This window comes from Metabacillus herbersteinensis, from assembly GCF_042433335.1.
In the GTDB taxonomy this organism is placed as follows: Bacteria; Bacillota; Bacilli; order Bacillales; family Bacillaceae; genus Metabacillus; species Metabacillus herbersteinensis.
Genome location: NZ_JBHLVO010000010.1, coordinates 66,990 through 88,315 on the forward strand (window position 1 = coordinate 66,990; position 21,326 = coordinate 88,315).

General features: G+C 38.0%; 26 protein-coding genes. 20 read left to right on the forward strand and 6 right to left on the reverse strand.

What is annotated here, in order from left to right; all coding sequences use genetic code 11:
• Positions 1-9: 9 nt before the first annotated feature.
• Both galE and galT read left to right on the forward strand, forming a co-directional pair.
• Positions 10-999 carry a UDP-glucose 4-epimerase GalE gene (gene galE, locus ACFFIX_RS13300; protein WP_378934668.1) on the forward strand — a complete coding sequence of 330 codons (990 nt, stop codon included), beginning with the start codon at positions 10-12 and terminating at the stop codon, positions 997-999.
• A gap of 29 nt (positions 1,000-1,028) precedes the next feature.
• Positions 1,029-2,540, forward strand: a complete 1,512-nt coding sequence (gene galT / locus ACFFIX_RS13305) for a UDP-glucose--hexose-1-phosphate uridylyltransferase (RefSeq protein ID WP_378934855.1) — start codon at positions 1,029-1,031, stop codon at positions 2,538-2,540.
• A gap of 239 nt (positions 2,541-2,779) precedes the next feature.
• Here the strand turns inward: galT and ACFFIX_RS13310 are convergent, their stop codons facing one another.
• Positions 2,780-3,100: a YflT domain-containing protein gene (locus ACFFIX_RS13310; RefSeq protein ID WP_378934670.1), complete on the reverse strand. Its 321-nt coding sequence runs from the start codon at positions 3,098-3,100 to the stop codon at positions 2,780-2,782.
• A 144-nt stretch (positions 3,101-3,244) separates the two neighbouring features.
• Between ACFFIX_RS13310 and ACFFIX_RS13315 the strand changes: the two genes are divergently transcribed.
• From ACFFIX_RS13315 to ACFFIX_RS13345, 7 genes are all read left to right on the forward strand, one after another.
• Positions 3,245-4,060, forward strand: coding sequence for a glycosyltransferase family 2 protein (locus ACFFIX_RS13315; protein WP_378934672.1), 816 nt, complete (start codon positions 3,245-3,247; stop codon positions 4,058-4,060).
• A 90-nt stretch (positions 4,061-4,150) separates the two neighbouring features.
• A complete protein-coding gene (locus tag ACFFIX_RS13320; RefSeq protein WP_378934674.1) occupies positions 4,151-4,924 on the forward strand; it encodes an SDR family NAD(P)-dependent oxidoreductase in 774 nt (257 codons plus the stop codon).
• An 18-nt stretch (positions 4,925-4,942) separates the two neighbouring features.
• Positions 4,943-5,248, forward strand: a complete 306-nt coding sequence (locus ACFFIX_RS13325; RefSeq protein ID WP_378934676.1) for an ArsR/SmtB family transcription factor — start codon at positions 4,943-4,945, stop codon at positions 5,246-5,248.
• A gap of 14 nt (positions 5,249-5,262) precedes the next feature.
• Positions 5,263-5,931 (forward strand): uracil-DNA glycosylase, encoded by a 669-nt coding sequence (locus tag ACFFIX_RS13330; protein WP_378934857.1) that lies wholly within the window; start codon positions 5,263-5,265, stop codon positions 5,929-5,931.
• 391 nt (positions 5,932-6,322) lie between these two features.
• Positions 6,323-6,616, forward strand: a complete 294-nt coding sequence (locus ACFFIX_RS13335) for a YwdI family protein (RefSeq protein WP_378934678.1) — start codon at positions 6,323-6,325, stop codon at positions 6,614-6,616.
• 90 nt (positions 6,617-6,706) lie between these two features.
• A complete protein-coding gene (locus tag ACFFIX_RS13340; RefSeq protein WP_378934680.1) occupies positions 6,707-7,003 on the forward strand; it encodes a hypothetical protein in 297 nt (98 codons plus the stop codon).
• 168 nt (positions 7,004-7,171) lie between these two features.
• Complete coding sequence (locus tag ACFFIX_RS13345) at positions 7,172-7,543, forward strand: DUF423 domain-containing protein (protein WP_378934682.1); 372 nt, start codon at positions 7,172-7,174, stop codon at positions 7,541-7,543.
• Between the two features lie 32 nt (positions 7,544-7,575).
• Here ACFFIX_RS13345 and gerQ read toward each other — a convergent pair whose 3' ends face one another.
• Positions 7,576-8,064, reverse strand: coding sequence for a spore coat protein GerQ (gene gerQ / locus ACFFIX_RS13350; protein ID WP_378934684.1), 489 nt, complete (start codon positions 8,062-8,064; stop codon positions 7,576-7,578).
• 309 nt (positions 8,065-8,373) lie between these two features.
• Here gerQ and ACFFIX_RS13355 point away from each other — a divergent pair, with 309 nt between their 5' ends.
• A complete protein-coding gene (locus ACFFIX_RS13355) occupies positions 8,374-9,618 on the forward strand; it encodes a YeeE/YedE family protein (RefSeq protein WP_378934686.1) in 1,245 nt (414 codons plus the stop codon).
• Positions 9,619-9,666: 48 nt separating this feature from the next.
• On the opposite strand, the gene hemQ is transcribed toward ACFFIX_RS13355, so the two are convergent.
• Positions 9,667-10,410 carry a hydrogen peroxide-dependent heme synthase gene (gene hemQ / locus ACFFIX_RS13360; RefSeq protein ID WP_378934688.1) on the reverse strand — a complete coding sequence of 248 codons (744 nt, stop codon included), beginning with the start codon at positions 10,408-10,410 and terminating at the stop codon, positions 9,667-9,669.
• A gap of 256 nt (positions 10,411-10,666) precedes the next feature.
• Here hemQ and pta point away from each other — a divergent pair, with 256 nt between their 5' ends.
• From pta to lipL, 4 genes are all read left to right on the forward strand, one after another.
• Complete coding sequence (gene pta, locus ACFFIX_RS13365; protein WP_378934690.1) at positions 10,667-11,638, forward strand: phosphate acetyltransferase; 972 nt, start codon at positions 10,667-10,669, stop codon at positions 11,636-11,638.
• Between the two features lie 268 nt (positions 11,639-11,906).
• Positions 11,907-12,404 carry a nuclease-related domain-containing protein gene (locus ACFFIX_RS13370; protein WP_378934692.1) on the forward strand — a complete coding sequence of 166 codons (498 nt, stop codon included), beginning with the start codon at positions 11,907-11,909 and terminating at the stop codon, positions 12,402-12,404.
• Positions 12,405-12,635: 231 nt separating this feature from the next.
• Positions 12,636-12,875 (forward strand): hypothetical protein, encoded by a 240-nt coding sequence (locus ACFFIX_RS13375; RefSeq protein ID WP_378934694.1) that lies wholly within the window; start codon positions 12,636-12,638, stop codon positions 12,873-12,875.
• A gap of 66 nt (positions 12,876-12,941) precedes the next feature.
• Positions 12,942-13,784 (forward strand): octanoyl-[GcvH]:protein N-octanoyltransferase, encoded by an 843-nt coding sequence (gene lipL, locus ACFFIX_RS13380; protein ID WP_378934859.1) that lies wholly within the window; start codon positions 12,942-12,944, stop codon positions 13,782-13,784.
• 100 nt (positions 13,785-13,884) lie between these two features.
• Here lipL and ACFFIX_RS13385 read toward each other — a convergent pair whose 3' ends face one another.
• The gene (locus ACFFIX_RS13385; RefSeq protein WP_378934696.1) at positions 13,885-14,700 is read right to left on the reverse strand and encodes an EcsC family protein; all 816 of its coding nucleotides are present in this window, start codon (positions 14,698-14,700) and stop codon (positions 13,885-13,887) included.
• Positions 14,701-14,937: 237 nt separating this feature from the next.
• Positions 14,938-15,729, reverse strand: coding sequence for an RsfA family transcriptional regulator (locus tag ACFFIX_RS13390; protein WP_378934698.1), 792 nt, complete (start codon positions 15,727-15,729; stop codon positions 14,938-14,940).
• Positions 15,730-15,965: 236 nt separating this feature from the next.
• On the opposite strand from ACFFIX_RS13390, the gene ACFFIX_RS13395 reads away from it, so the two are divergent.
• From ACFFIX_RS13395 to ACFFIX_RS13410, 4 genes are all read left to right on the forward strand, one after another.
• The gene (locus ACFFIX_RS13395) at positions 15,966-16,190 is read left to right on the forward strand and encodes a YuzB family protein (protein ID WP_378934700.1); all 225 of its coding nucleotides are present in this window, start codon (positions 15,966-15,968) and stop codon (positions 16,188-16,190) included.
• A gap of 155 nt (positions 16,191-16,345) precedes the next feature.
• A complete protein-coding gene (locus ACFFIX_RS13400; protein ID WP_378934702.1) occupies positions 16,346-17,638 on the forward strand; it encodes an HD domain-containing protein in 1,293 nt (430 codons plus the stop codon).
• Between the two features lie 40 nt (positions 17,639-17,678).
• Positions 17,679-18,218: a YwgA family protein gene (locus ACFFIX_RS13405; RefSeq protein ID WP_378934704.1), complete on the forward strand. Its 540-nt coding sequence runs from the start codon at positions 17,679-17,681 to the stop codon at positions 18,216-18,218.
• A 283-nt stretch (positions 18,219-18,501) separates the two neighbouring features.
• The gene (locus tag ACFFIX_RS13410; protein WP_378934706.1) at positions 18,502-19,206 is read left to right on the forward strand and encodes a ferritin-like domain-containing protein; all 705 of its coding nucleotides are present in this window, start codon (positions 18,502-18,504) and stop codon (positions 19,204-19,206) included.
• A 271-nt stretch (positions 19,207-19,477) separates the two neighbouring features.
• Here ACFFIX_RS13410 and thmT read toward each other — a convergent pair whose 3' ends face one another.
• Positions 19,478-19,663 (reverse strand): 2-hydroxymuconate tautomerase, encoded by a 186-nt coding sequence (thmT, locus tag ACFFIX_RS13415; RefSeq protein ID WP_378934861.1) that lies wholly within the window; start codon positions 19,661-19,663, stop codon positions 19,478-19,480.
• A gap of 112 nt (positions 19,664-19,775) precedes the next feature.
• Between thmT and ACFFIX_RS13420 the strand changes: the two genes are divergently transcribed.
• Both ACFFIX_RS13420 and ACFFIX_RS13425 read left to right on the forward strand, forming a co-directional pair.
• Positions 19,776-20,450, forward strand: coding sequence for a site-2 protease family protein (locus ACFFIX_RS13420; RefSeq protein WP_378934708.1), 675 nt, complete (start codon positions 19,776-19,778; stop codon positions 20,448-20,450).
• Positions 20,451-20,483: 33 nt separating this feature from the next.
• Entirely contained in the window at positions 20,484-20,999 is a 516-nt protein-coding gene (locus ACFFIX_RS13425) for a YwhD family protein (protein WP_378934709.1), read from the forward strand.
• Positions 21,000-21,326 lie beyond the last annotated feature (327 nt).

The following is a 21,326-nucleotide window of genomic DNA, read 5'->3' on the forward strand; positions in this document are numbered from 1 at the left end:
GCAAAAACGATGGCAATTTTAGTTTGTGGTGGAGCAGGATATATTGGTAGTCACACAGTGTCAGAGCTTTTAGACCGTGGAGAGCAAGTGATTGTTGTTGACAATCTTCAAAAAGGGCATCTACCTGCTGTTTTAGAAGGAGCCAAATTATATAAAGGTGATCTTCGGGACGAGTCATTTTTAAAAGGAGTTTTTCAAGAAAATAACATTGATGCAGTGGTTCACTTTGCGGCTGATTCTTTAGTAGGTGAAAGCGTTGGAAGCCCTCTTCAGTATTATGACAATAATGTTTATGGAGCGATGTGCTTACTTAAAGTGATGCAGGAATTCGAAGTGAAAAAGATCGTTTTCTCTTCAACAGCAGCTACCTATGGAGAGGCTAAAAATATTCCGATCTTAGAGTCCGATCCAACTGAGCCAACAAACCCTTACGGAGAAACTAAGCTTGCTGTTGAAAAAATGTTGAAATGGTCTGAAGAAGCTTATGGAATTAAGCATGTAGTCCTCAGATACTTCAATGTAGCAGGTGCACATATGGAAGGGAAACTCGGTGAAGATCATCAGCCTGAGACGCATCTCATTCCAATTATTCTTCAAGTTGCACTTGGACAGCGCGAGAAAATTATGATTTTTGGTGATGATTACGATACAGAGGACGGAACATGCATCCGTGATTATATCCATGTGACCGATTTAGCGGATGCTCATATTTTGGCAATTGAAAAGCTTCGCAACGACAATCAAAGTGGAACATATAACTTAGGAAACGGCAAAGGGTTCTCAGTGAAAGAGGTCATTGACTCTGCTCGCAAAGTAACGGGACACCCTATTCCAGCAGAGGTTGCACCTCGTCGTGCCGGAGATCCTGCTAGATTAATTGCATCCTCTGAGAAAGCAATCCAACAACTCGGCTGGAAACCACGCTATGCAGAGCTTGAAATGATGATTGAAAGTGCATGGAATTGGTTCCAAGCACATCCAAACGGCTACCGAAATTAAGAGAACCTGAGAGGATGAAGAAGATGTCCATCCAAATCTACGAGCAAATAGAGCGTCTTATAAACTACGGGTTACAGAAAAAATTAATCACAGCTTGGGATACTGATCTAACGCGCAACAAACTCTTAGAAGTGTTGGAGCTTGATGAATTTGAAGCAGCAGTGATTCAAGAAGAGCATCTCAATTCACCTGTTGAAATTCTCGAAACCATTTTAGATTGGTCAGCTGAAAACGGGCGACTAACTGATACGACCGTCACATATCGTGATCTACTTGATACAAAGATCATGGCATGCTTTGTTCCTTCACAAACTGAAATCATTCGTCAATTCGAACACACATCTAAGATGGAAGGGTCTGTTCAAGCAACGAAGGACTTTTATCAGTACTCACAGGATGTCCATTATATTCGAACAGATCGAATTGCAAAAAATAAACACTGGCTCTCTCCTACACCATATGGAGACTTTGAAATAACAATTAACTTATCAAAGCCAGAGATTGATCCAAAGGCGATTGAAGCAGCAAAATACTTGAAGCAAAGCTCTTATCCTAAATGCTTATTGTGTAAAGAAAATGTTGGGTTCAGAGGAAGAGTGAATCATCCTGCTCGACAAAGTCATCGCATCATCCCGGTTACTTTGTCTGAAGAACAATGGTTTCTCCAATTTTCGCCTTATGTTTATTACAATGAACACGCAATTGTTTTTTCAGGTGAGCACAAACCAATGAAAATCTCAAAACAAACATTTGAAAAGCTACTGCAATTTGTTGAGCAGTATCCACATTACTTTTTAGGTTCAAACGCAGATCTGCCAATTGTAGGGGGTTCGATCTTAAGTCATGATCATTTCCAAGGTGGGCATCACGATTTTCCAATGGCACTAGCTGAACTGGACAAGGAATTCGTTATAGCTTCATACCCAGAGGTGAGCGTCGGAATTGTAAAGTGGCCAATGTCGGTTCTCCGCTTGCAAGGCACGAATCAAGAAGACCTTGCGAACCTAGCGAATGATATTTTGCTAGCTTGGAAAAATTACAGTGATGAGAGTGTTGATGTACTTGCCTTTACTGAAGACACGCCTCATAACACGATTACACCGATTGCACGCAGAAAAGGCGAGCTTTATGAGCTTGACCTCGTTCTTCGGAACAACCGAACGAGTGACGAACATCCATTAGGTATTTTCCACCCGCACCAAGAGGTCCATCATATTAAAAAAGAAAATATCGGACTCATTGAAGTGATGGGGCTAGCTGTACTTCCCGGTAGACTGATTGAAGAATTAACAGAGTTATCTAAAGTTCTAATGAAGGATAACAGTGAGACGTTAATAAAAAATAACACACTGATCGAAAAGCATCTAGAGTGGGCACTTTCTGTGAAAAACCAACATCCTCACCTAAATGAAACAAATAGCTATGAAATTCTTCAAGAAGAAGTTGGAAAGGTTTTTGCAATCATTTTAGAGCATGCTGGAGTATTTAAAAGAGACGAACAAGGACAAGAAGCATTTTCACGCTTTATAGCTCATATTTAGAAATAAATTATGAAGAAGAAGAAGTAGTTTGGGAGACTTCTACTTCTAACTGTTTTTGTCGAACGATGCCGATTGGTCGATAGAGTGGCGCTTTTCGCTGATAGAACTATAGAATTCGTTGATAGAACGGCAAAAGACGTTGATAGGATTGCAAAAATTGTAGATAAAAGCATAAAAAGGGTTGCCGCATTACGGGCAACCCTTTATCTATCTTCATTTAGGGGGGAAGATAGAATTAATTAATAATCTTTAGCAACAATGACCACTTTACCATAATCAAGCTCTTCTTCTAACCTTGCAGCTTCACCTTGCGTAACACCAAGTGATTCCATTTTTGAACGAAGCTCATCTCCACGTGAACGTAAGCTATTTGCCATTTTATCAAAAATGCCTTCTTCCTTTAATCCAACATTTTTCGTATGTGTTCCTTCAGTTAAGTGGTCCGATCGGTTAGAGTCATGTGCAAACAAGTAAATATCGTCTCGTTTAACACCTTGGTTTTCAAGATTCTCAATTGTTTCAGTAGCTTGTACACCATTTTCTACAACGAATGTTTTCATGTTTCTTCATCTCCTCTTTACCGTGATGTTTTTTATATACCCGTGAGTTCTAAGATGAAACATTTTAATAAAATTACAGCTTTTTAAAGAACCATGGATATGGTTTAATTTTAGTAGTTGATTTACGAAAGGAGGAAATAAAAGATGAAAATATCAATAGTAATTGTTACATATAATCGACTACATGCCTTAGCAGAACTACTAGAATCAATATCAAGGCAAACCTTAAAGCCTTTTGAAATCGTGATCGTTAATGATGCAGGAGAATCTGTTCAAGAATTAATTGAGCTTTATCATGAGCTACCGATTCAACTTATTGAATTAAAGGAAAATGTCAAACATGTTCGTGCCCGTAATATTGCTGTTAGCAAGACAAGCGGAGATGCGATCATGCTTGCGGATGATGATGATTACTTCACTACAGGTCACATAGAACGAATGGCTGCTGCACTAAGGGAGTACGATTTCGTTTATTCAGACGTGGAGATTGTTAGTTTCAATACAACAGATCACACCAGAATTCCGACATCCCGTCGCCTTTTTGCATACAACGATGATCTAGAGGAAATGAGACGATTTTCAACCTATGTTCCTTCGGGCAGTTTATATAAAAAAGAAATTCACGAACAAATCGGCATGTTTGATCCTGACATACATAACTACTGGGATTGGGATTTCTTCTTACGAGTAGCGAAGAGTTTTAAAATAAAGCGAGTTCCCGTTGCGAGTGTGATCTATGCATTCTCAAATACTGGCAACCATCAATCCTCACAACTAAATGAAAAAAGACAACACTACTTAAATAAACTGTCTGCAAAACATCAACTAGGAGAGCTCTCAACAAAAAACTTCTTTGTTTTGCTAGAAGAGCCTGAAATGAAAAATCGCGAGGCAGAAAGTGAAGTTGTATGGGATGGAAAACCGATGCATTCAAGGCTAGTAAAGCGCACTTTCTCATAATGAGGGAGTGTTTTCTTATTTGACAAAGAAGGAGGAACTAAATTATTATATGTTTAAACACTTAAACGTATAAACAAAAGGGGAAATGATATGACTCAACAAAAAACGGTTTTAATTACAGGTGCTTCAGGTGGAATTGGCCGTGAACTTGCTTTTCAATTTGCAAAAGATGGCTATCAGCTTGTTTTAGTAGCTCGAAGTGAAAAAAGATTGCAACAGCTTGCTGAAGAATTAACACCGGCACCTGTCGCGATAAAGGTAAAAGACATAAGTAGCCCTGAAGGCGTATATGAACTAGTGAATGACTTAAAGGCAGAAAACATTAAAGTTGATGTCCTCGTCAATAACGCTGGATTTGGATTGTACGGTGAATTTACAGAAACTTCAATTGATGAAGAACTAAATATGATTGACTTAAACATAAAAACACTAACGCTTCTTACCAAGCTACTCATCCCATCTATGATGAAAAATAAAACCGGTCATATTCTTAACGTTGCCTCGATTGCCGCATTCCAGCCTGGTCCATTAATGGCAGTTTATTATGCAACAAAGGCCTATGTGTTATCATTTAGTGAGGCGTTAGAAAACGAACTGCAAGGTACTGGAGTAGGTGTTTCTGTTTTATGTCCAGGACCAACTGAAACAGGCTTTAGTGATCGAGCAAACCTTGAACAGTCAAAGCTCTTTAAAGACAATGTGATGGATGCGGCGAGTGTGGCAAAAATTGCATATGAAGGCATGAAGCAGAAGAAGTCATTAATCATTCCAGGTATGAAAAATAGATTATTAACAATAGTAGTTAGACTCTTACCTCGTAAAACCGTTACTAAAGTTGTTCGAAACGCACAAGAACGCAGCTAAAGAAAGGAGTGTGGGGAGATGGGACAAGAAGCCATTGCAACATTTCGCGCATGTATCCCGTTATTCCATGCACTTGGTGACCCGGCTAGACAGGACATCGTGTTGCTCCTAGCTGAGGTTGAAAAGTTAACCGTTAATGAAATAACCGATAAATCAACGCTCTCAAGGCCTGCTATCTCGCATCACCTGAAAATTCTAAAAGATCAAGGACTCGTTTCGATCGAGCAACGAGGAACAAAACGTTACTATTCTTTGTCATTTGAACATTCCATTTCAATTTTAAAAAAACTGATCGAACTGGTAGAAGAGACCTGTCTTGATTAATGGAGGTGTGCGCTATCGATGATCTTATAAAAAATGACTGGTATGAGGTCCTTGGAGAAGAATTTCAAAAGCCTTACTTTTTAAAGCTACAGGAATTTTTACAGAAAGAATTTGAAACAGCTACCATTTTCCCAAGTCAAAATACAATTTTTCAGGCTTTGAACACAACAGCTTACAATGATGTGAAAGTCGTCATTTTAGGACAAGATCCATACCATGGCGAGGGGCAAGCGCACGGTTTAAGTTTTTCAGTGCAACCTGGTGTGAAGCATCCACCTTCACTTCGCAATCTTTTCCTAGAACTAGATGAAGATCAAGGCTGTGCAATTCCCAAGGATGGCACATTGTCGAAATGGGCAGAGCAAGGGGTCTTGCTTTTGAATACCGTTTTAACCGTGAGAAAAGGTGAAGCGAATTCCCATAAAGGGAGAGGCTGGGAATTGTTCACGGATAAAATGATAAGTTCATTGAATGACAGAAAGGATCCGCTAGTGTTTGTTCTATGGGGAAAGCATGCGCAACAAAAGAAATCGCTAATCGATAAGGATCGGCATTTAGTGATTGAATCCGCTCATCCTAGCCCTTTTTCAGCACGACGCGGTTTTTTCGGAAGTAAGCCATTTTCAAAGGCGAATCAATTCTTGAAAGAACAACAGCATGATGAAATTGATTGGTGCTTGTAGAAAGCGTCCTTTTTGGGGGCTTTTTTTAATTAAATAAATGAGGGTTCGAGCATTGTCACCCAACGTAATCCTAAGAAATTCTACCAACCAACTTACAGCTTAAAAATTGTTATAATAGAGAGATAATCGGAGAAGGTAGTGGCTAACATGGTTAAGGAAAAACCAATAAACTGCGTAAAATGTAAGCATTTCTATATTACATGGGATCCAAAGTTTCCTAATGGCTGTAAAGCTTACAACTTCAAGTCAGCAGCAAGGCCATCAGTCAGCGTGAAAAGCGCGTCCGGGATGACTTGTTTACACTATATTCAGAAGTAGACAAAGTTAGTATTTACATTTATTCGATGTGTATACTGGCTATACATAGATCCACTTGACAGGAGGTTTATATATGAACATTCACGTTTCAAAACTACTCGCAAAAATGGAACAAGAATTGCAAAAAGCAAAAATGAGTCCTCAAGATAAAGACGTTCGCGAGCATGTAATCGTTATTCAATCGCTATGTGAAATTATTTTAGATGAAAAAACATCCTCTAAACTCTCATCTCAATCCACTGAAGACTTTAGTCACCAAGAGCTACAAAAGATGATGGGGATGTCTTCTAATAAAGTTTCAAATCCTACATCATCTTCTCGAGTGGAAGATGAAGATGCAAATAGTGATTCTTTATTTGACTTTTAGTAAATGTAGTATCGCCAACCATTGTTCACCATCATATTATGTACCATACACGGACACAATGTAGGTAAACATTAGTTGGAGGTAAAAATTATGTTCAATAATAGCAGCTCTTTCTTGTTTGGAAAATATGCCCTAGATGGCTTAGATATGTCACTCGACACAAAGCAGTCAACAGATCGCTATGACGTTTATGTGAATCAAGATTATGTCGGACAAAAATTGATATTAACATCACAAGAAGAAGTTCACGACATTGATGACTTTTTGGAGAACGAAGGGTTTAAAAACTTTGAATCGACTTTAGATGGCGACCATTACTATGTAAAAGCAACCCAAAACGAGCGAGCAGTAGCGGATACGTTAAAAGTATATTTACAAAATCGATAAGGCCTTTTGGTCTTATTTTTTTGATCATTTTTTGAGCAATAAAAATCACTATTAAAGTACAGATGAACAGATCATGACAATTCATCTCTACAGCTTGAAAAAAGAATGGAGTAGGGTAAGATGAAGTGAGGAATACATATCTTAAACTTGATTGGAGACGTGTGTGGGATGAAGTTTTTTATCATATTGGCTGCCATTAACGCCTTTTTAGCTGTTGCCCTAGGTGCATTTGGTGCTCACGGACTTGAAGGAAAGGTTTCTGAAAAATACTTAAAAACCTGGCAAACAGGGGTTACCTATCAGATGTTTCATGCAGGTGGATTATTTGTAGTTGCTTTATTATTTGACAAGATTTCACAAACAGGTATGCTAACAGCGGCTGGATGGTTAATGTTTATTGGAATTTTACTATTTTCGGGTAGTCTTTATGTTTTAAGTGTGACAGGTATAAGCGTCCTAGGAGCAATAACACCGATTGGTGGTCTTGCGTTTTTAGCGAGCTGGGTGTTAGTTGGATTAGTAGCAATTATATATCTATAAAAAAAGCCTACAAAATGTAGGCTTTTTTTAAATTATCTAGGCGAATAAGACGCTGGATTGTATGGATATGAGTATTCAATTTCTTCGTCAAACGTAATGTAATCTAAGTATACCATGAGCAAGACGTAGCGTTTTTGAGTTTGGGGTTCGCTTAAGATAATATGATCACGACCAGCTGCTTCAATTACACCTTTGAAAGTTTTATTATTATTCCCTTCAAATGTCATATAAACCGTTGCTGTTTTGCCTCGATTTAAACGAATAATGTTCTCAATATAAGATTCTTCGAGAGGTAACATTCCTGTTCCATTTTGAGATGGAGCCTGCTGTGTTGGCATTTGTTGTCCTTGTTGATACTGACCTTGAAAAGGATAAGTAGAATATTGCGGAAATGGTTGCCCTTGCATTTGTCCTTGCCCTTGCATTCCAGGACCAGATTGGGCGCCTTGAACTCCTTGCATTCCTTGCATATCATAGCCATATGGTTGCTGCGCTTGATATTGTGGTTTTTTAGGTGCCATTGTAAGCCTCCTCTAAGATGGTAGTATGGTGAAAATTAATAAACCTTTGGACAATCTTCCTGTGAAGGAGAATAGTAACAATGTGTATTTTCCTGAATTCAATTGGTTAAACCATTGATTGGATATACATCAATCTTCGCTCATTCAAATGTATGAGTTTTTTATTATGGTTATGACTAGTTAAGGTTAGAAAAGAGAATAAAATCGCTTTAACTCTTCAAAAAAATGGATGTTCATTTCACTTGAATAGATACTAAAAGTACTGTATATTTAAATCCGAGTAATTTTATATGATAAGAGGTGGACAGATTGGCACAAATACAAACAGAATGGAATCAAAAGTCGACAACACTTGTTACACCGCTCAGTCCGATACAAAAACCATTGGTTCTGATTGGAATTCTTGCATCCGTTCTTTTATTAATAGCAATTGTTAGTGTTACAAACTGGACTCAAGGGATATTGTTTATTATTGGACTATCTCTTGGAGTTACATTGCTGCATGCCCGGTTTGGATTTACCTCGGCATTTCGTCGGTTAATGTCAGTCGGAAATGTTCAAGGTTTGCAAGCTCATATGGTCATGCTTGCAATTGCTTCGACATTGTTTGCAATCATATTAAGTTCAGGATTTAGTTTTACAGGAGTCACACCAGCAGGCTATGTTTCACCCGTTGGTGTCAGCGTGTTATTTGGATCGTTTATCTTTGGAATAGGAATGCAGCTTGGAAGTGGCTGTGCTTCAGGGACATTGTATTCGGTAGGTGGGGGGTCTTCTTCTATGATTTTGACACTCCTTGCCTTTATTGCAGGCTCAGTAATTGGAGCTTATCATTTTACATTTTGGATGGAAGATACACCGACATTTCCACCAATTTCTCTTGCTGAATCAACAGATCTGGGTTATTTTGGTGCTTGGCTCGTCCAAATGGTGGCTTTTGCACTGATTTATTTTGTTACAGTTCAGATTGCTAAGAAGAAAAATCCTCCAATGATGAAGCCACTTCCAACAACTAAGGGCTGGAAAAAGATCATTCGAGGTTCATGGCCATTGTTTGCAGCTGCAATCATTTTGGCACTTCTAAATGCATTAACCTTAACAGTCCGTGGCACACCATGGGGAATCACATCTGCCTTTGCACTTCGGGGTGGAAAAGCACTAATGTCTATTGGTGTCGATGTTTCTAGTTGGGGATATTTTTCAGGTGCAAACGGAGCTGCACTGAAGCAAACTGTTTTAGCAGACTCTACAACTGTCATGAACTTTGGAATTATATTAGGTGCTTTTGTATCAGCAGCTTCTCAAGGTACATTTAAACCGAAAAAAATAAAGCCAGGAATTGCAGGTGCTTCAATTATTGGTGGCCTATTAATGGGTTATGGAGCTCGTCTTGCATTTGGATGTAACATTGGGGCTTATTTTGGAGGAATCGCATCATTTAGTTTACACGGCTGGGTTTGGATGGTAATGGCGATGTTAGGGACCTTTTTAGCATTGTTTATCCGCCCAATCTTTGGATTGAAAAATCCAAAACCTACAGATTCAATTTGTTAAGCATAACCAATAAAAAAGCCGTGCAAATTTGCACGGCTTTTACTTATTTCACACATGTAAAAAAGAATAAACCTTATCAGGATTTAAAAGGTTACCAACGAAGAAAGAACCGAACTCACCAAAGCGAGCACTTACTTCATCAAAACGCATTTCATAGACAAGCTTTTTAAATTGAAGCACGTCGTCTGCAAAAAGCGTAACGCCCCATTCATAATCATCAAAACCGACAGAACCGGTAATGATTTGTTTTACTTTTCCTGCATATTGACGGCCAATCATCCCATGGCTGCGCATCATGGTTTTGCGATCTTCCATTGGAAGCATATACCAGTTATCCGCGCCTTGGCGGCGCTTGTCCATTGGATAGAAGCAAACATGTTTTGCTTTTGGTAATGAAGGGTAAAGTCTTGCTAATACTTGTGGGTTTTGGTATGGATCTTCTCCACCTGGCAAGTAGTTGCTTAGCTCAACAACTGAAACATATGAAAATGCAGGAATCGTGTATTCAGCTAGCTTTGTTTTGTTAAATTCGAGCTCAATTTCGCTCAGCTCTTCCATCGTAGGGCGTAAAATCATCATCATAAAATCAGCTTTTTGACCGACAACTGTATATAAAGCATGGCTTCCTTGTTTTTCTCGATCCTTAACATCCCATTTTTCGAGAAGTCCTTGGAATTCATGGATGGCTGCTTGGCGTTCATCACTCGTAAGCATTTTCCAAACCGTCCAATCAATTGTGCGGAAATCATGTAAGCAATACCAACCATCGAGCGTTTGTGCAGCTTCACTCATTCGTCATCACTCCTAATTAAGTCTTCGTTATGTACACATTTACTATATCATAGTTTGTCCAGAGAGTTCGTGACTAAAACTTGAACAAAAAATAGTGGTTAGTGCGGAAATAATAAAGTGAGAATTTCATTTATTTTGAAAAAAAAGACTTTTTAGTGAAAGCGTTATATTCAAGACACCAGGTTTGAAATCAGGTTTGACTGGAGTATGCTAGGTATGGAATGAGTTTTTCTTTCAATAGAAGGAGGTTTTTTTAATGTCAGATTTATTTTCAACTTTAAAAGAAAAAGTGACCGGACAAAACATACGAATTGTGTTTCCTGAAGGATTGGATGAGCGTATTTTATCGGCAGTTAATCGCTTAGCTGGTGAAGGTGTCCTACAACCCATTTTAATCGGAAACGAACAAGAAGTGAGAAACAAAGCACAGGAATTAAACCTAACACTTGAGGGTGTTGAGATTCAAGACCCACATAATTTTCCAGGGATTGACGAACTCGTTGCTTCATTTGTTGAGCGTCGTAAAGGGAAAGCAACAGAAGAGCAAGCGCGTAAAATCCTGTTGGATGAAAATTACTTTGGAACAATGCTTGTGTATCTTGGGAAAGCACATGGTTTAGTAAGTGGTGCAGCACATTCAACTGCTGACACAGTACGCCCAGCGTTGCAAATCATCAAAACAAAAGAAGGCGTAAGAAAGACTTCTGGTGTTTTCATCATGGTCCGTGAAGATGAGAAGTATGTGTTTGCAGACTGTGCCATTAATATTTCACCGGATAGCCAAGATCTAGCTGAAATTGCAATTGAAAGTGCTAAAACAGCTAAGATGTTTGGAATTGAACCACGTGTTGCGATGCTAAGTTTTTCAACAAAGGGTTCTGCAAAATCTCCTGAAACGGAGAAAGTTAGTCAAGCAGTAGAAATTGCAAAGAGCATGGACTCAAATCTTGTCCTTGACGGAGAGTTCCAATTTGATGCAGCATTCGTGCCATCTGTTGCAGTAAATAAGGCTCCGGATTCAGTGATTAAAGGAGATGCAAATATTTTCATTTTCCCAAGTTTGGAAGCTGGTAATATTGGCTACAAAATCGCCCAACGCCTAGGAAACTTTGAAGCAGTTGGACCGATCTTACAAGGCTTAAACATGCCTGTAAATGATTTATCACGTGGCTGTAATGCAGAGGATGTTTATAAGCTTGCATTGATTACGGCAGGACAAGCGAAATAGAATAGTGGATAGACCTGCAGAAAGTGGCAGGTCTGTTTTTTTAAAAAGTGCGGAGACTGATAAATTGTTGCTAGACTGATAAATTAGCACTTTTGACTGATAAAACTCGTATTAGAACGATAAATTGTTCACCTACACTGATAAGTAATTCGCTTAGACTGATAAGCTGTAGTTGGCAGTAAAATAACTAAAAATAATTAGTAAAAACTGCAGGAACAGGTGAGTTAATTGTCGAAATTAAAATAAAAATCTGTAGAGGAGTGTAATGATGATCGTAAAGAAAAGAGAAGTACCACTTTATAATGAAGTTCTAGAAGCATTAATGAGGAGACTGCTACACGAGCACCCGAGCAGAAAAATAATCTCAGAGAGTCTTGCAAGAAGATTGGCAGGTTTTAAAGGAGAGCAAGCAATTGATTATCCTCTTAGTTTTCTTCCTCAAATGGATTACCTCATTATTCATGATCTTAGACTTTTTGTTCAAGGGCATTACTTTCAAATTGATACGCTTATACTAAATCAACGTTTTTTTGTCATACTTGAAGTGAAGAACTTTACCGGTACTTTATTTTTTGATTCTGAATTTAATCAACTTATACGTATATTAAACGGGAAAGAGGAAGCCTTTCCAGATCCAATTTTGCAATTAAAGCGCCAACACTACCAATTGACATCATGGTTCAAACACCAGAGTTTCAAGACTCCACCTATCCACTCCTTTGTCGTAATTAGCGCTCCGCGTACTCTTCTGAAAACAAGTCCCTAGAACAAAATTATTACCGAAAAAGTCATTCATAGTGCAAACCTTCCTTATAAAATAAAGGAATTGGAAGATAAATACGAAAAGAATATTCTCACAAAAAACCGATTAGATAAACTATCAAAGCAATTAATTAACTCCAACACACCCTCTTCAATTAACCTACTTCAAAAGTATAAAGTCTCGAAATCTCACATTTTAAAAGGTGTTCACTGTTCAAATTGTTCTCATATTCCAATGCAAAGAAAAAGAGGAAAATGGAATTGTCCGATATGTGAGCAACAATCTACGGATGCTCATATAGCTACATTAAAAGATTATGCTCTTCTAATTGAACCAATCATTACAAACCAAAAGGCGAGAGTTTTCTTGCAAATTGAGTCGCCTACCGTTTCAAATCGAATCCTTACTTCTGAAGGTTTTCCAGCTAGCGGAGGAAATAAAGACCGGAAATATCACCTTATTTTTAATAAATGAGTACTGTAAAGTCTCAGGTTCTTTCATGCTATAATAGAAGCACTGAAAATTGCCTGAGGAGAAGAAATTATGGACTCATCAAATACTTTAATCAACCAAGAAAAATGGCGAATCATTGATCAATCAAGTCTAGGAGTGGGTTTTGATGCCCGCCATTCATTCGCAACTGACGATACCCTTTGCACAACGGTTGGAAGTGGAGAAGAGGATGCTACGATGAGGTCTTGGGTTCATCATGATACCATTGTGCTCGGAATTCAGGATACAAAGCTTCCTTTTTTAAAAGAGGGTGTCGAATTTCTACAACGTCAAGGCTATCGTGTAATTGTTCGGAATTCGGGTGGACTTGCTGTTGTCCTTGATCAAGATGTGTTAAATATTTCATTAATTTTCCCTGATACTGAAAAGGGGATTGATATAGATCGTGGATATGATGCCATGCTTGATTTGGTTACAACGATGCTTGCAGATTTTAAGGTTAAAATTGAAGCAGGTGAAGTTGTTGGTTCATATTGTCCAGGAAGCTATGATTTAAGCGTGGATGGAAAGAAGTTTGCTGGAATTTCCCAAAGAAGATTGCGAGGGGGAATTGCCGTTCAGATTTACCTTTGCGTTTCTGGAAATGGGGCAAAGAGAGCTGAACTAATTCGGAATTTTTACGAGCTAGCGTTGAAAAATGAATCCACTAAATTTATCTTTCCAAAAATCATTCCAAACACGATGGCCTCGCTTAGTGAACTTTTAAATATAGAGGTCACTTTGCAAGACATCATGATGAAACTGTTAACAACGTTAAAAAACAACAGTCATAAAATCTACTCATCGACGTTTTCAATTGAAGAGCAGGAGCTTTTTGAAAAGAATTTGATTAGAATGTATGAGCGAAATGAAAAGGTTTTTGGGTTATAAAACCGTAATTAAAAAAGGTGTGAAATTACTAGTCAATACTAGAACTTCGCACCTTTTTATATTCCGGTCCATACGTTGATAAACGGGCGCTTGTGCTTTTTTACCCTTGGGAATGGTTTTCATTCATGTCTAGTAATCTCTCCATAATTCTCCGTTTTCGATAGAGCATAATTCCGGCCTCTGCTAAGTCCTGAATCATGGAGCGGTTTGTTAGTGCGCCAAAAATCATTCCTGCGATCGGGATCATTTGAAGTAGCTTTTTCCAGCCAAACTGATCGCGGTATGTGTATACAACTTCACGCCAGCCTTGGAGCTGTGACATCATTTCTTTTGAATTTCGGTTTTCTTTATCATAAAAGGAAGAAAGTTCGTTTAAGATCGCCTGTTTACCTACCACATCTGCAGAAGAATACTGTAGACACTTTACGATGAAAATCCGTTCTTCCTTTTCTTTTGGATTGTAGCCGTAGGTAATTGAAATTTCTTGTAACGTTTTAAGTGACAAACCTAGTAATACAGGAATATCAATCGCTAAAGTGAATATTCCCCCAATGCCTGTTGTCGCGCCCTGTAATGTCGCGAATTGTCTTCTACCTTTTTTTAGGTCATCGCCAACTTGATCCATTACTTTTATAGGAAGTGACGCTATCTCTTCTGTGGAACTAATGGAATGATGTTTTTGAATTTTATTTAATACAAGCTTTTCTTGTGTTAAATAGTGACCACCTGTTTGAATGAATTGACCTAATTCATCTAAAAGAAGGCCGATTTTCTTCTGAATAAACTCCGGTGTAAATCGATCAAGGATTTTAAAAGGAAGACGGCCTAGTTTCTCCCAAAACCAAAGCTCCTTTTGATCATTTTCCCATTTTTCAATGGAAGTTAATTCGGATTCTAACCACTGTTTTGTTTCCATTTATTTCTCCATTCTTCTTTAGCTTTGCAAGTAAGTTACGGACGAGTGGGATGAAAAGTTTCATTAATTTTACCTCTAAATCTATTATTTATCAGAGATTTTACAATTTAAAGTTCTTTTTCCTAAATTTATATAGAGATTATGCACAGTTTTTCCTTTTTGACTGTGTTTCAATAGTGATTCTAGCATTTTTCATCATAAAAAAACGTGCATCAACTTCGCACGTTTTCACAAAAATTATTCAGCCAACTTTTCTAAATTTCCATTACGATCCATTTTAAAAGATGTTGCTGGGCGTTCCTCTTCATCAAATAATACTAGTTTTCTTGCACGATTCATGATTTTCATTAATGTTTCATAGTCTTCTTGAACTGTCACAGTGTCTTGTTCTAAACGTGATACTTTCTTTTGTAATTCAGAATTCATTGCATGTAATTCTTGGTTTTCACGTTTTAGGCGACTGTTTTCACTCATTAAAATAGTGGAATGCTCGTTATTCGTTTTATAAGAGTGCAAGAATGAAATAACTTGATCCATTGAAAGTCTTGGTTGCATAAATGGTCTTTCCTGATGTGTAGGTGCTTGTGCTGGCGCTTGTGTGAACACAGGTGCTTGAACAGGCGCAGTGTGAACAGTAGTGGTGCCGCTCTCATCAACTTCTTCTTCGTTGTATTCCTCTGGTTTATAATTCTCTAAAGCTTTCATCATAGCAAGTTCTTCTTCTTCATCAGTCATCATATGCATTGGTGATTCTGGTGCATACAGTAGTTGTTTTTTAACTGGCTGCCCGTTTCCTAAAGCTCTCATTCTCTGTTTTCGTTGCTTTTTTGCTAGTTGAAGGGCTTTTTCGTAATTATGTCGGACAACAGCATTCCAGCGGAAACCACATGCGGCAGACGTACGATTCAATTTATCTCCAACTTCTTCAAATGCATTTAACTGTGTACTTCCTTCGCGAACATGTCTTAATACTGTTTCAGCTAATAATAAATCATCTTCTTCAGACCAAGCGTCTTGTCTTAATTTCATATTTTCAACTCCTTCTATAAATAAACAATCATTCTTTGGATGCTTGTTATTATCATGACCAGGTTGTGCTTTTTTTATACAAAAATGTTAAGAGGATAGTAGATTTTTTTCATAGTATATAAAAGTAATATCTGACATTATGCAATTTTTAGTAATGCTAACGTAACTTGCATTGAGTCTCTTTTAAAGGTAAAATACCAAAAGCGTGATTGTTCCTAAGAAAGGGTTGTAGATTGATGGCAAACGAATTTAGAGTGTGCGATGATTGCCAGGCTACGAACGTTAAAACGTTAATGCCACGATTAAAAAGTCTTGATCCCGATGCAAAAATAGATGTGGGATGTCAATCTTATTGTGGCCCAGGTAGAAAAAAGTCGTTCGCATTTGTAAATAATCGTCCGGTCTCAGCACCGAATGAAGACGAATTAATAGAAAAATTACATCTTAAAATTAAAAAATAAAATCACCTTTGTTGCAATTTACAACGGTGATTTTTTCATTTTAAAAGTGATTGTAGTATGATTATTTTTATAAAATTAATTGAAAAATATCGGTGTATTTGTCGATTCATAGTCGATATAATAGAAACATGTCTGATTAAAAAAGAGGGTAGACGATGGCAAACGGAAAATTGTCTGAAGAGAAGGTTTTTAAGGACCCCGTGCACAGGTACATTCATGTTCGCGATAAGCTTATTTGGGAATTAATTGGAACATCTGAGTTTCAAAGATTAAGACGTATTCGTCAGCTGGGAACAACGTATTTGACGTTTCATGGGGCAGAGCATAGCCGATTTAACCATTCTTTAGGAGTTTATGAGATTGTTCGTCGTATTGTTGATGATATCTTTAAGGGACGCCCTGAATGGAATGATGAGGAGCGGTTATTATGTCTTTGTGCTGCACTACTTCACGACTTAGGACACGGTCCTTTTTCCCATTCCTTTGAAAAAGTCTTTCATCTTGATCATGAAGATTTTACACAAGCCATTATTGTTGGAAATACTGAAGTTAATAAAGTGTTAAGAACAATGGGAGACGATTTTCCGAAGAAGGTTGCAGAAGTCATCGATAAAACCTATCAAAACAAACAAGTAATTAGTTTAATCTCCAGTCAAATTGATGCAGATCGCATGGATTATTTGCAACGCGACGCTTATTATACAGGGGTAAGCTACGGCCATTTTGATATGGAGAGAATACTTAGAGTCATGAGACCTCGAGAGGATCAAGTTGTCATAAAAAATAGTGGAATGCACGCTGTAGAAGATTACATTATGAGCCGGTATCAAATGTATTGGCAAGTATATTTTCACCCTGTGACTCGTAGTGCAGAGGTAATACTGACAAAAATTCTACATCGAGCAAAGCACTTACATCATGAATTTTATACTTTCAAACAAGACCCAATCCATTTTTACTCCATTTTTGAAGATGAAGTTACTTTAGAAGATTACTTACGACTAGATGAGTCGATTATCAATTACTATTTTCAAGCGTGGCAGGATGAGGAAGATCCAATCCTAAAAGATTTATGTCGACGGTTTAATAACCGCAATTTGTTTAAATATGTGGAATTTAATCCTAATGTGCAAATGATGACATTAATAGAGTTAACATCACTCTTTAAGAAAGCCGGAATAGATCCTGACTATTATTTAGTGGTTGATTCGTCTTCAGACCTTCCCTATGATTTTTACCGTCCAGGCGAGGAAGAAGAACGACTGCCGATTCATTTATTAATGGCAAATGGAGACCTAAGAGAGCTTTCAAGAGAATCAGAAATTGTTGACGCAATCTCTGGTAAAAGAAGAACTGACCATAAGCTTTATTTCCCGTTAGATTTAATAGAAGATTTTTCAACAAAAAGAACTGCGAAGAAAAGAATACTCGAGTTGCTAAAGATATAGAGAAGCTTTTAGAGAAATAGGGTTAGGAGATGATGGGGCATTGATGAAAGAACATGCTAAGTTGATGAAAGTCTTTTCAACCTCTGGAGAAATCATCGGACGTAAAAAGCTTCAAAAAATGATTTATATTGCAAAAAAAGTTGACTTTCCTTTTTATGAAAAATATAATTTTCACTTTTTTGGACCTTATTCAGAAGAATTAACACTTCGTGTGGAAGAGCTTTGTAACTTAGGATTTTTAAATGAAGTACGTGAGAAAAAAGAAGGTTATTTTCAATACCGTTATTCATTAACAGATGCAGGTGAACAGTTTTTAGGACATTATGACTTGGACATGCCACCACTCCAGAGCTGTATGGAAGACCTAAATGATCAGAATGCTCGTTTTTTGGAGCTAGTGTCTACAGTGCTTTATTTTGAAGGACTTGATAAAGAAGAAGTAAAAGAAAAAGTGTTTACGTTAAAAAGCAAACAGAAGTATACAGAAACTGAAATCTCTGAGGCTTATTCATATGTTGAAAAGCTACGTGATCTTGTTGATCAAAAGCGGAAGCGCCTTGGTCAGCCCCGACAAGCATAAGGCGCTCAGAAATAGAAGGCGCTCTTTGCCTTCAATTTCTGAGTGACTTATGACCTCGAGGCAGTCAAGAACGCGACGTCCTGTCGCATTGACTGCACTAGCACGTCCTGTGCGTCGGGGCTAGGCGCTGTAGCTGGATGCAGAAACGCCCACTTATTCATTAAAGTATATAAATTCTGATAGTCAAGAAAAACTCGCCTAACTTATGCGGGTTTTTTTCATACTTTTACACTCCTTGTACACAATAAAAGATGTAAAACATTTACAAGGAGGATACATAAACATGGAATCACACGACAATCAAGGATTTTCACATGATGAATTTAAGCTAAACAAAAGTGGTTTTGATCCTAAAATGCCAGGCCATGAATCCGATCATATGGGGAAAATGATACTTAGGCAAGAACCACGAACAGCCCGCACAGAAGGGTCTGGAATTAGCTTACCTTATGACACTCGTCTTGAAATGGGGTTGCAGCTTGATGAGCACATGTGTGCGTTGAACGTTGCACTTCATCAGTATACGAAGCATCACTGGCTAACTGAAGGTGCTGAATCGTTTGGAAGCTTGCATCATATTTTGGAGGAGCATATTGAAAAAACAATGGAGCACATTGATAAAGTTGGAGAACGAGTGGCGCGTTTGGGCGTCGTACCAACAGCACACCCAGTGACACAACATGAAATCTCGTACATTAAGCATGAAGTAGAAGGCCGCTACACAATGAGAGATTTTCTTCGCAATGATTTAGAGCATGAGATTAAAATCCAAGGCATGATGAGAAAAACAATTGCAAAAGCACATCAATTAAATGACTATGGAACTGTACAAGTGCTTGAAGAAGTGTTGCTTAAACGTGAGGATTTTGGCTATCATATTTGGAGCTTGCTAGAGGATGATACATTGGTACGCGGAATGACACACCTTGTAGATGGTGAAAACGATATAGCTTCAAATCGAAAGCTGAATGATAACCTGCCACACTAAAAAGAGAAGAGGAACCCGACATTTGTGCGGATTCCTCTATTTTTTAATATCAGAATTTGTATAATTTTAGACTTAGTATGAGTTTCTGAATCCAGCTCCAGCGCCTAGCCCCGACGCACAGGACGTGCTAGTGCAGTCGAAGCGACAGGACGTCGCGTTCTCGACTGCCTCGAGGTCATAAGTCAATTCTAAATTGAAGGCAAAGAACGCCTTCTATTTAGAATCGTCTTATGCTATGCCTAAGGCTGAACAAGGCGCTTGCGCTTTTTTTTTACTGATCACTTAACCGCTTGCCACCAATTGCATAATGGTTTTTACTCATTTCCTCAATAAACACTGCGATTTTTTCTGCAGGTGCTCCTGTTGTTTCTGATACAGCAGCAGTTACTTTCTCCACAAGCGCTCTTTTTTGTTCTTCTGAACGTCCTTCTAGCATTTTAACGGTAACGTAAGGCATGGTAGGATCTCCTTTTAATGTGATTTTCATTTACAGTATACTTTACTCTTCCTTAATTTGCATAACGTGATAAGCTAAAGAAAGAGATTACCTTTAAAAGGAGAATTTTGTTATGGAGAATTTGGCAGGCTTTTTGGCTTTTCCACTTGAACTTATTCCATTTGTCGTTATTTCACTACTTATTGCTTTTACTGTGCATGAATTTGCCCATGCCTATGTTGCTTATAAGTTTGGTGACCCAACGGCAAAAAATCAAGGAAGACTAACTCTGTCTCCACTTGCACATCTAGATCCATTAGGAACGATCCTGATTTTCATTGCGGGGTTTGGTTGGGCGAAGCCTGTACCAGTGAACCGGTTTTATTTTAAAAACCCAAGGCTTGCGGGAGTGCTTGTATCTGTTGCAGGGCCACTAAGTAATTTGGTTATTGCTTTTATAGGAACGGCAATTTGGTATATACTTTTAACAACAGGTTTGCTACCTGGTTTACCGGATAATGTTGTAACAAGCTTAGAACAATTCTTTAATATTCTGATCCGATTAAATATCATTTTATTTTTATTCAACTTGCTTCCTTTCCCTCCACTTGACGGTTATCGAATCATCGAAGATTTAATGCCAGCGAACATACGAGCAAGGATGACGCAATATGAAAGCTATGGAATTATTCTCTTTATCATTCTGGTCATTACCCCACTTGATCAATATACAATTCAGCCACTGTTCTTTTATGGAACAGACATTGTCATGAATGTGTTTAACACTTTATTAAGCCCCTTGATATAAAATAGGGAACGAACAGTTAAGGAGGTCTTTTACATGGATCAAGACAAAAAGAAAAAAAGCATTGGCTTTAATATTATTAAAAATGATCCTACTGACGGTCATGGTGGATTTGGAGTAGGTGCACTAAGTCTTGAAAATATTTCACCCGTTTTCGTAGATGTAGAAGATGGAGAGGCATTTGTTGATATCGGGGCATTGCATGCGAGAAGTGTTGTCGAGAAAGGGATTAAGTTTCTTCCAAACAAAGAAGATGTACCAAATGGAAAAGCATTCTGGTTAGTATGGGTTACAATTGATCGCAAGCAGGAAGGCCCTTATTATGCAGGTGTTACAGCTTGTGAAATGACCGTTGACCGGGAAATTCGCCGCGGGTATAAGTCCTTGCCTGAGCATGTAAACAAAATGGATAAGTCGATGAAGCGAAAAATCATGGTTGATTTTATGGATGATCGTTCAAAAGAAATTTTAACAACATTCTTAAAAAAGCACGATGAAGGCATGTGGGAACGGTCAAGTGAAGAATTAAAAAATGGCCTCGCTATATCTTAAATTAGATGAAAGTATAATTTTCTTATTGAGTTAGCGTTTCGGCATCCAGCTGTGACGCCTAGCCCCTCGAGGTCATAAGAAAATTATAAATTGAAGGGAAAAGCACCTTCTATTTATAATTTTCTTATGCTTGTCGGGGCTGAACAAGGCGTCTCCGCTTTTGGTCAAATTTGTCGAATTCATGACAGTTTTGTGAACATCTGAGGTATTTCTTGAGCTTATGAGATAAAATGAGTAGACTTGAACTATAGTTTTTATAAAACTAGGACACGAAAAACCCCGAGCAGATTTATGTTCGGGGTTTTTCATTGGAATTTTTATTCTGAA

Bases quoted from the DNA above. Each gene is read 5' to 3' on its own strand.
- ACFFIX_RS13370 (WP_378934692.1), top strand. From the start codon at position 11,907: ATGATCGTAAAGAAAAGAGAAGTACCACTTTATAATGAAGTTCTAGAA.
- ACFFIX_RS13395 (WP_378934700.1), top strand. From the start codon at position 15,966: ATGGCAAACGAATTTAGAGTGTGCGATGATTGCCAGGCTACGAACGTT.
- ACFFIX_RS13375 (WP_378934694.1), top strand. From the start codon at position 12,636: ATGCAAAGAAAAAGAGGAAAATGGAATTGTCCGATATGTGAGCAACAA.
- ACFFIX_RS13315 (WP_378934672.1), top strand. From the start codon at position 3,245: ATGAAAATATCAATAGTAATTGTTACATATAATCGACTACATGCCTTA.
- ACFFIX_RS13425 (WP_378934709.1), top strand. From the start codon at position 20,484: ATGGATCAAGACAAAAAGAAAAAAAGCATTGGCTTTAATATTATTAAA.
- galE (WP_378934668.1), top strand. From the start codon at position 10: ATGGCAATTTTAGTTTGTGGTGGAGCAGGATATATTGGTAGTCACACA.
- ACFFIX_RS13320 (WP_378934674.1), top strand. From the start codon at position 4,151: ATGACTCAACAAAAAACGGTTTTAATTACAGGTGCTTCAGGTGGAATT.
- pta (WP_378934690.1), top strand. From the start codon at position 10,667: ATGTCAGATTTATTTTCAACTTTAAAAGAAAAAGTGACCGGACAAAAC.
- ACFFIX_RS13400 (WP_378934702.1), top strand. From the start codon at position 16,346: ATGGCAAACGGAAAATTGTCTGAAGAGAAGGTTTTTAAGGACCCCGTG.
- ACFFIX_RS13325 (WP_378934676.1), top strand. From the start codon at position 4,943: ATGGGACAAGAAGCCATTGCAACATTTCGCGCATGTATCCCGTTATTC.
- ACFFIX_RS13340 (WP_378934680.1), top strand. From the start codon at position 6,707: ATGTTCAATAATAGCAGCTCTTTCTTGTTTGGAAAATATGCCCTAGAT.
- hemQ (WP_378934688.1), bottom strand. From the start codon at position 10,410: ATGAGTGAAGCTGCACAAACGCTCGATGGTTGGTATTGCTTACATGAT.
- thmT (WP_378934861.1), bottom strand. From the start codon at position 19,663: ATGCCTTACGTTACCGTTAAAATGCTAGAAGGACGTTCAGAAGAACAA.
- ACFFIX_RS13390 (WP_378934698.1), bottom strand. From the start codon at position 15,729: ATGAAATTAAGACAAGACGCTTGGTCTGAAGAAGATGATTTATTATTA.
- ACFFIX_RS13420 (WP_378934708.1), top strand. From the start codon at position 19,776: ATGGAGAATTTGGCAGGCTTTTTGGCTTTTCCACTTGAACTTATTCCA.
- ACFFIX_RS13345 (WP_378934682.1), top strand. From the start codon at position 7,172: ATGAAGTTTTTTATCATATTGGCTGCCATTAACGCCTTTTTAGCTGTT.
- ACFFIX_RS13385 (WP_378934696.1), bottom strand. From the start codon at position 14,700: ATGGAAACAAAACAGTGGTTAGAATCCGAATTAACTTCCATTGAAAAA.
- ACFFIX_RS13335 (WP_378934678.1), top strand. From the start codon at position 6,323: ATGAACATTCACGTTTCAAAACTACTCGCAAAAATGGAACAAGAATTG.
- ACFFIX_RS13310 (WP_378934670.1), bottom strand. From the start codon at position 3,100: ATGAAAACATTCGTTGTAGAAAATGGTGTACAAGCTACTGAAACAATT.
- gerQ (WP_378934684.1), bottom strand. From the start codon at position 8,064: ATGGCACCTAAAAAACCACAATATCAAGCGCAGCAACCATATGGCTAT.
- ACFFIX_RS13410 (WP_378934706.1), top strand. From the start codon at position 18,502: ATGGAATCACACGACAATCAAGGATTTTCACATGATGAATTTAAGCTA.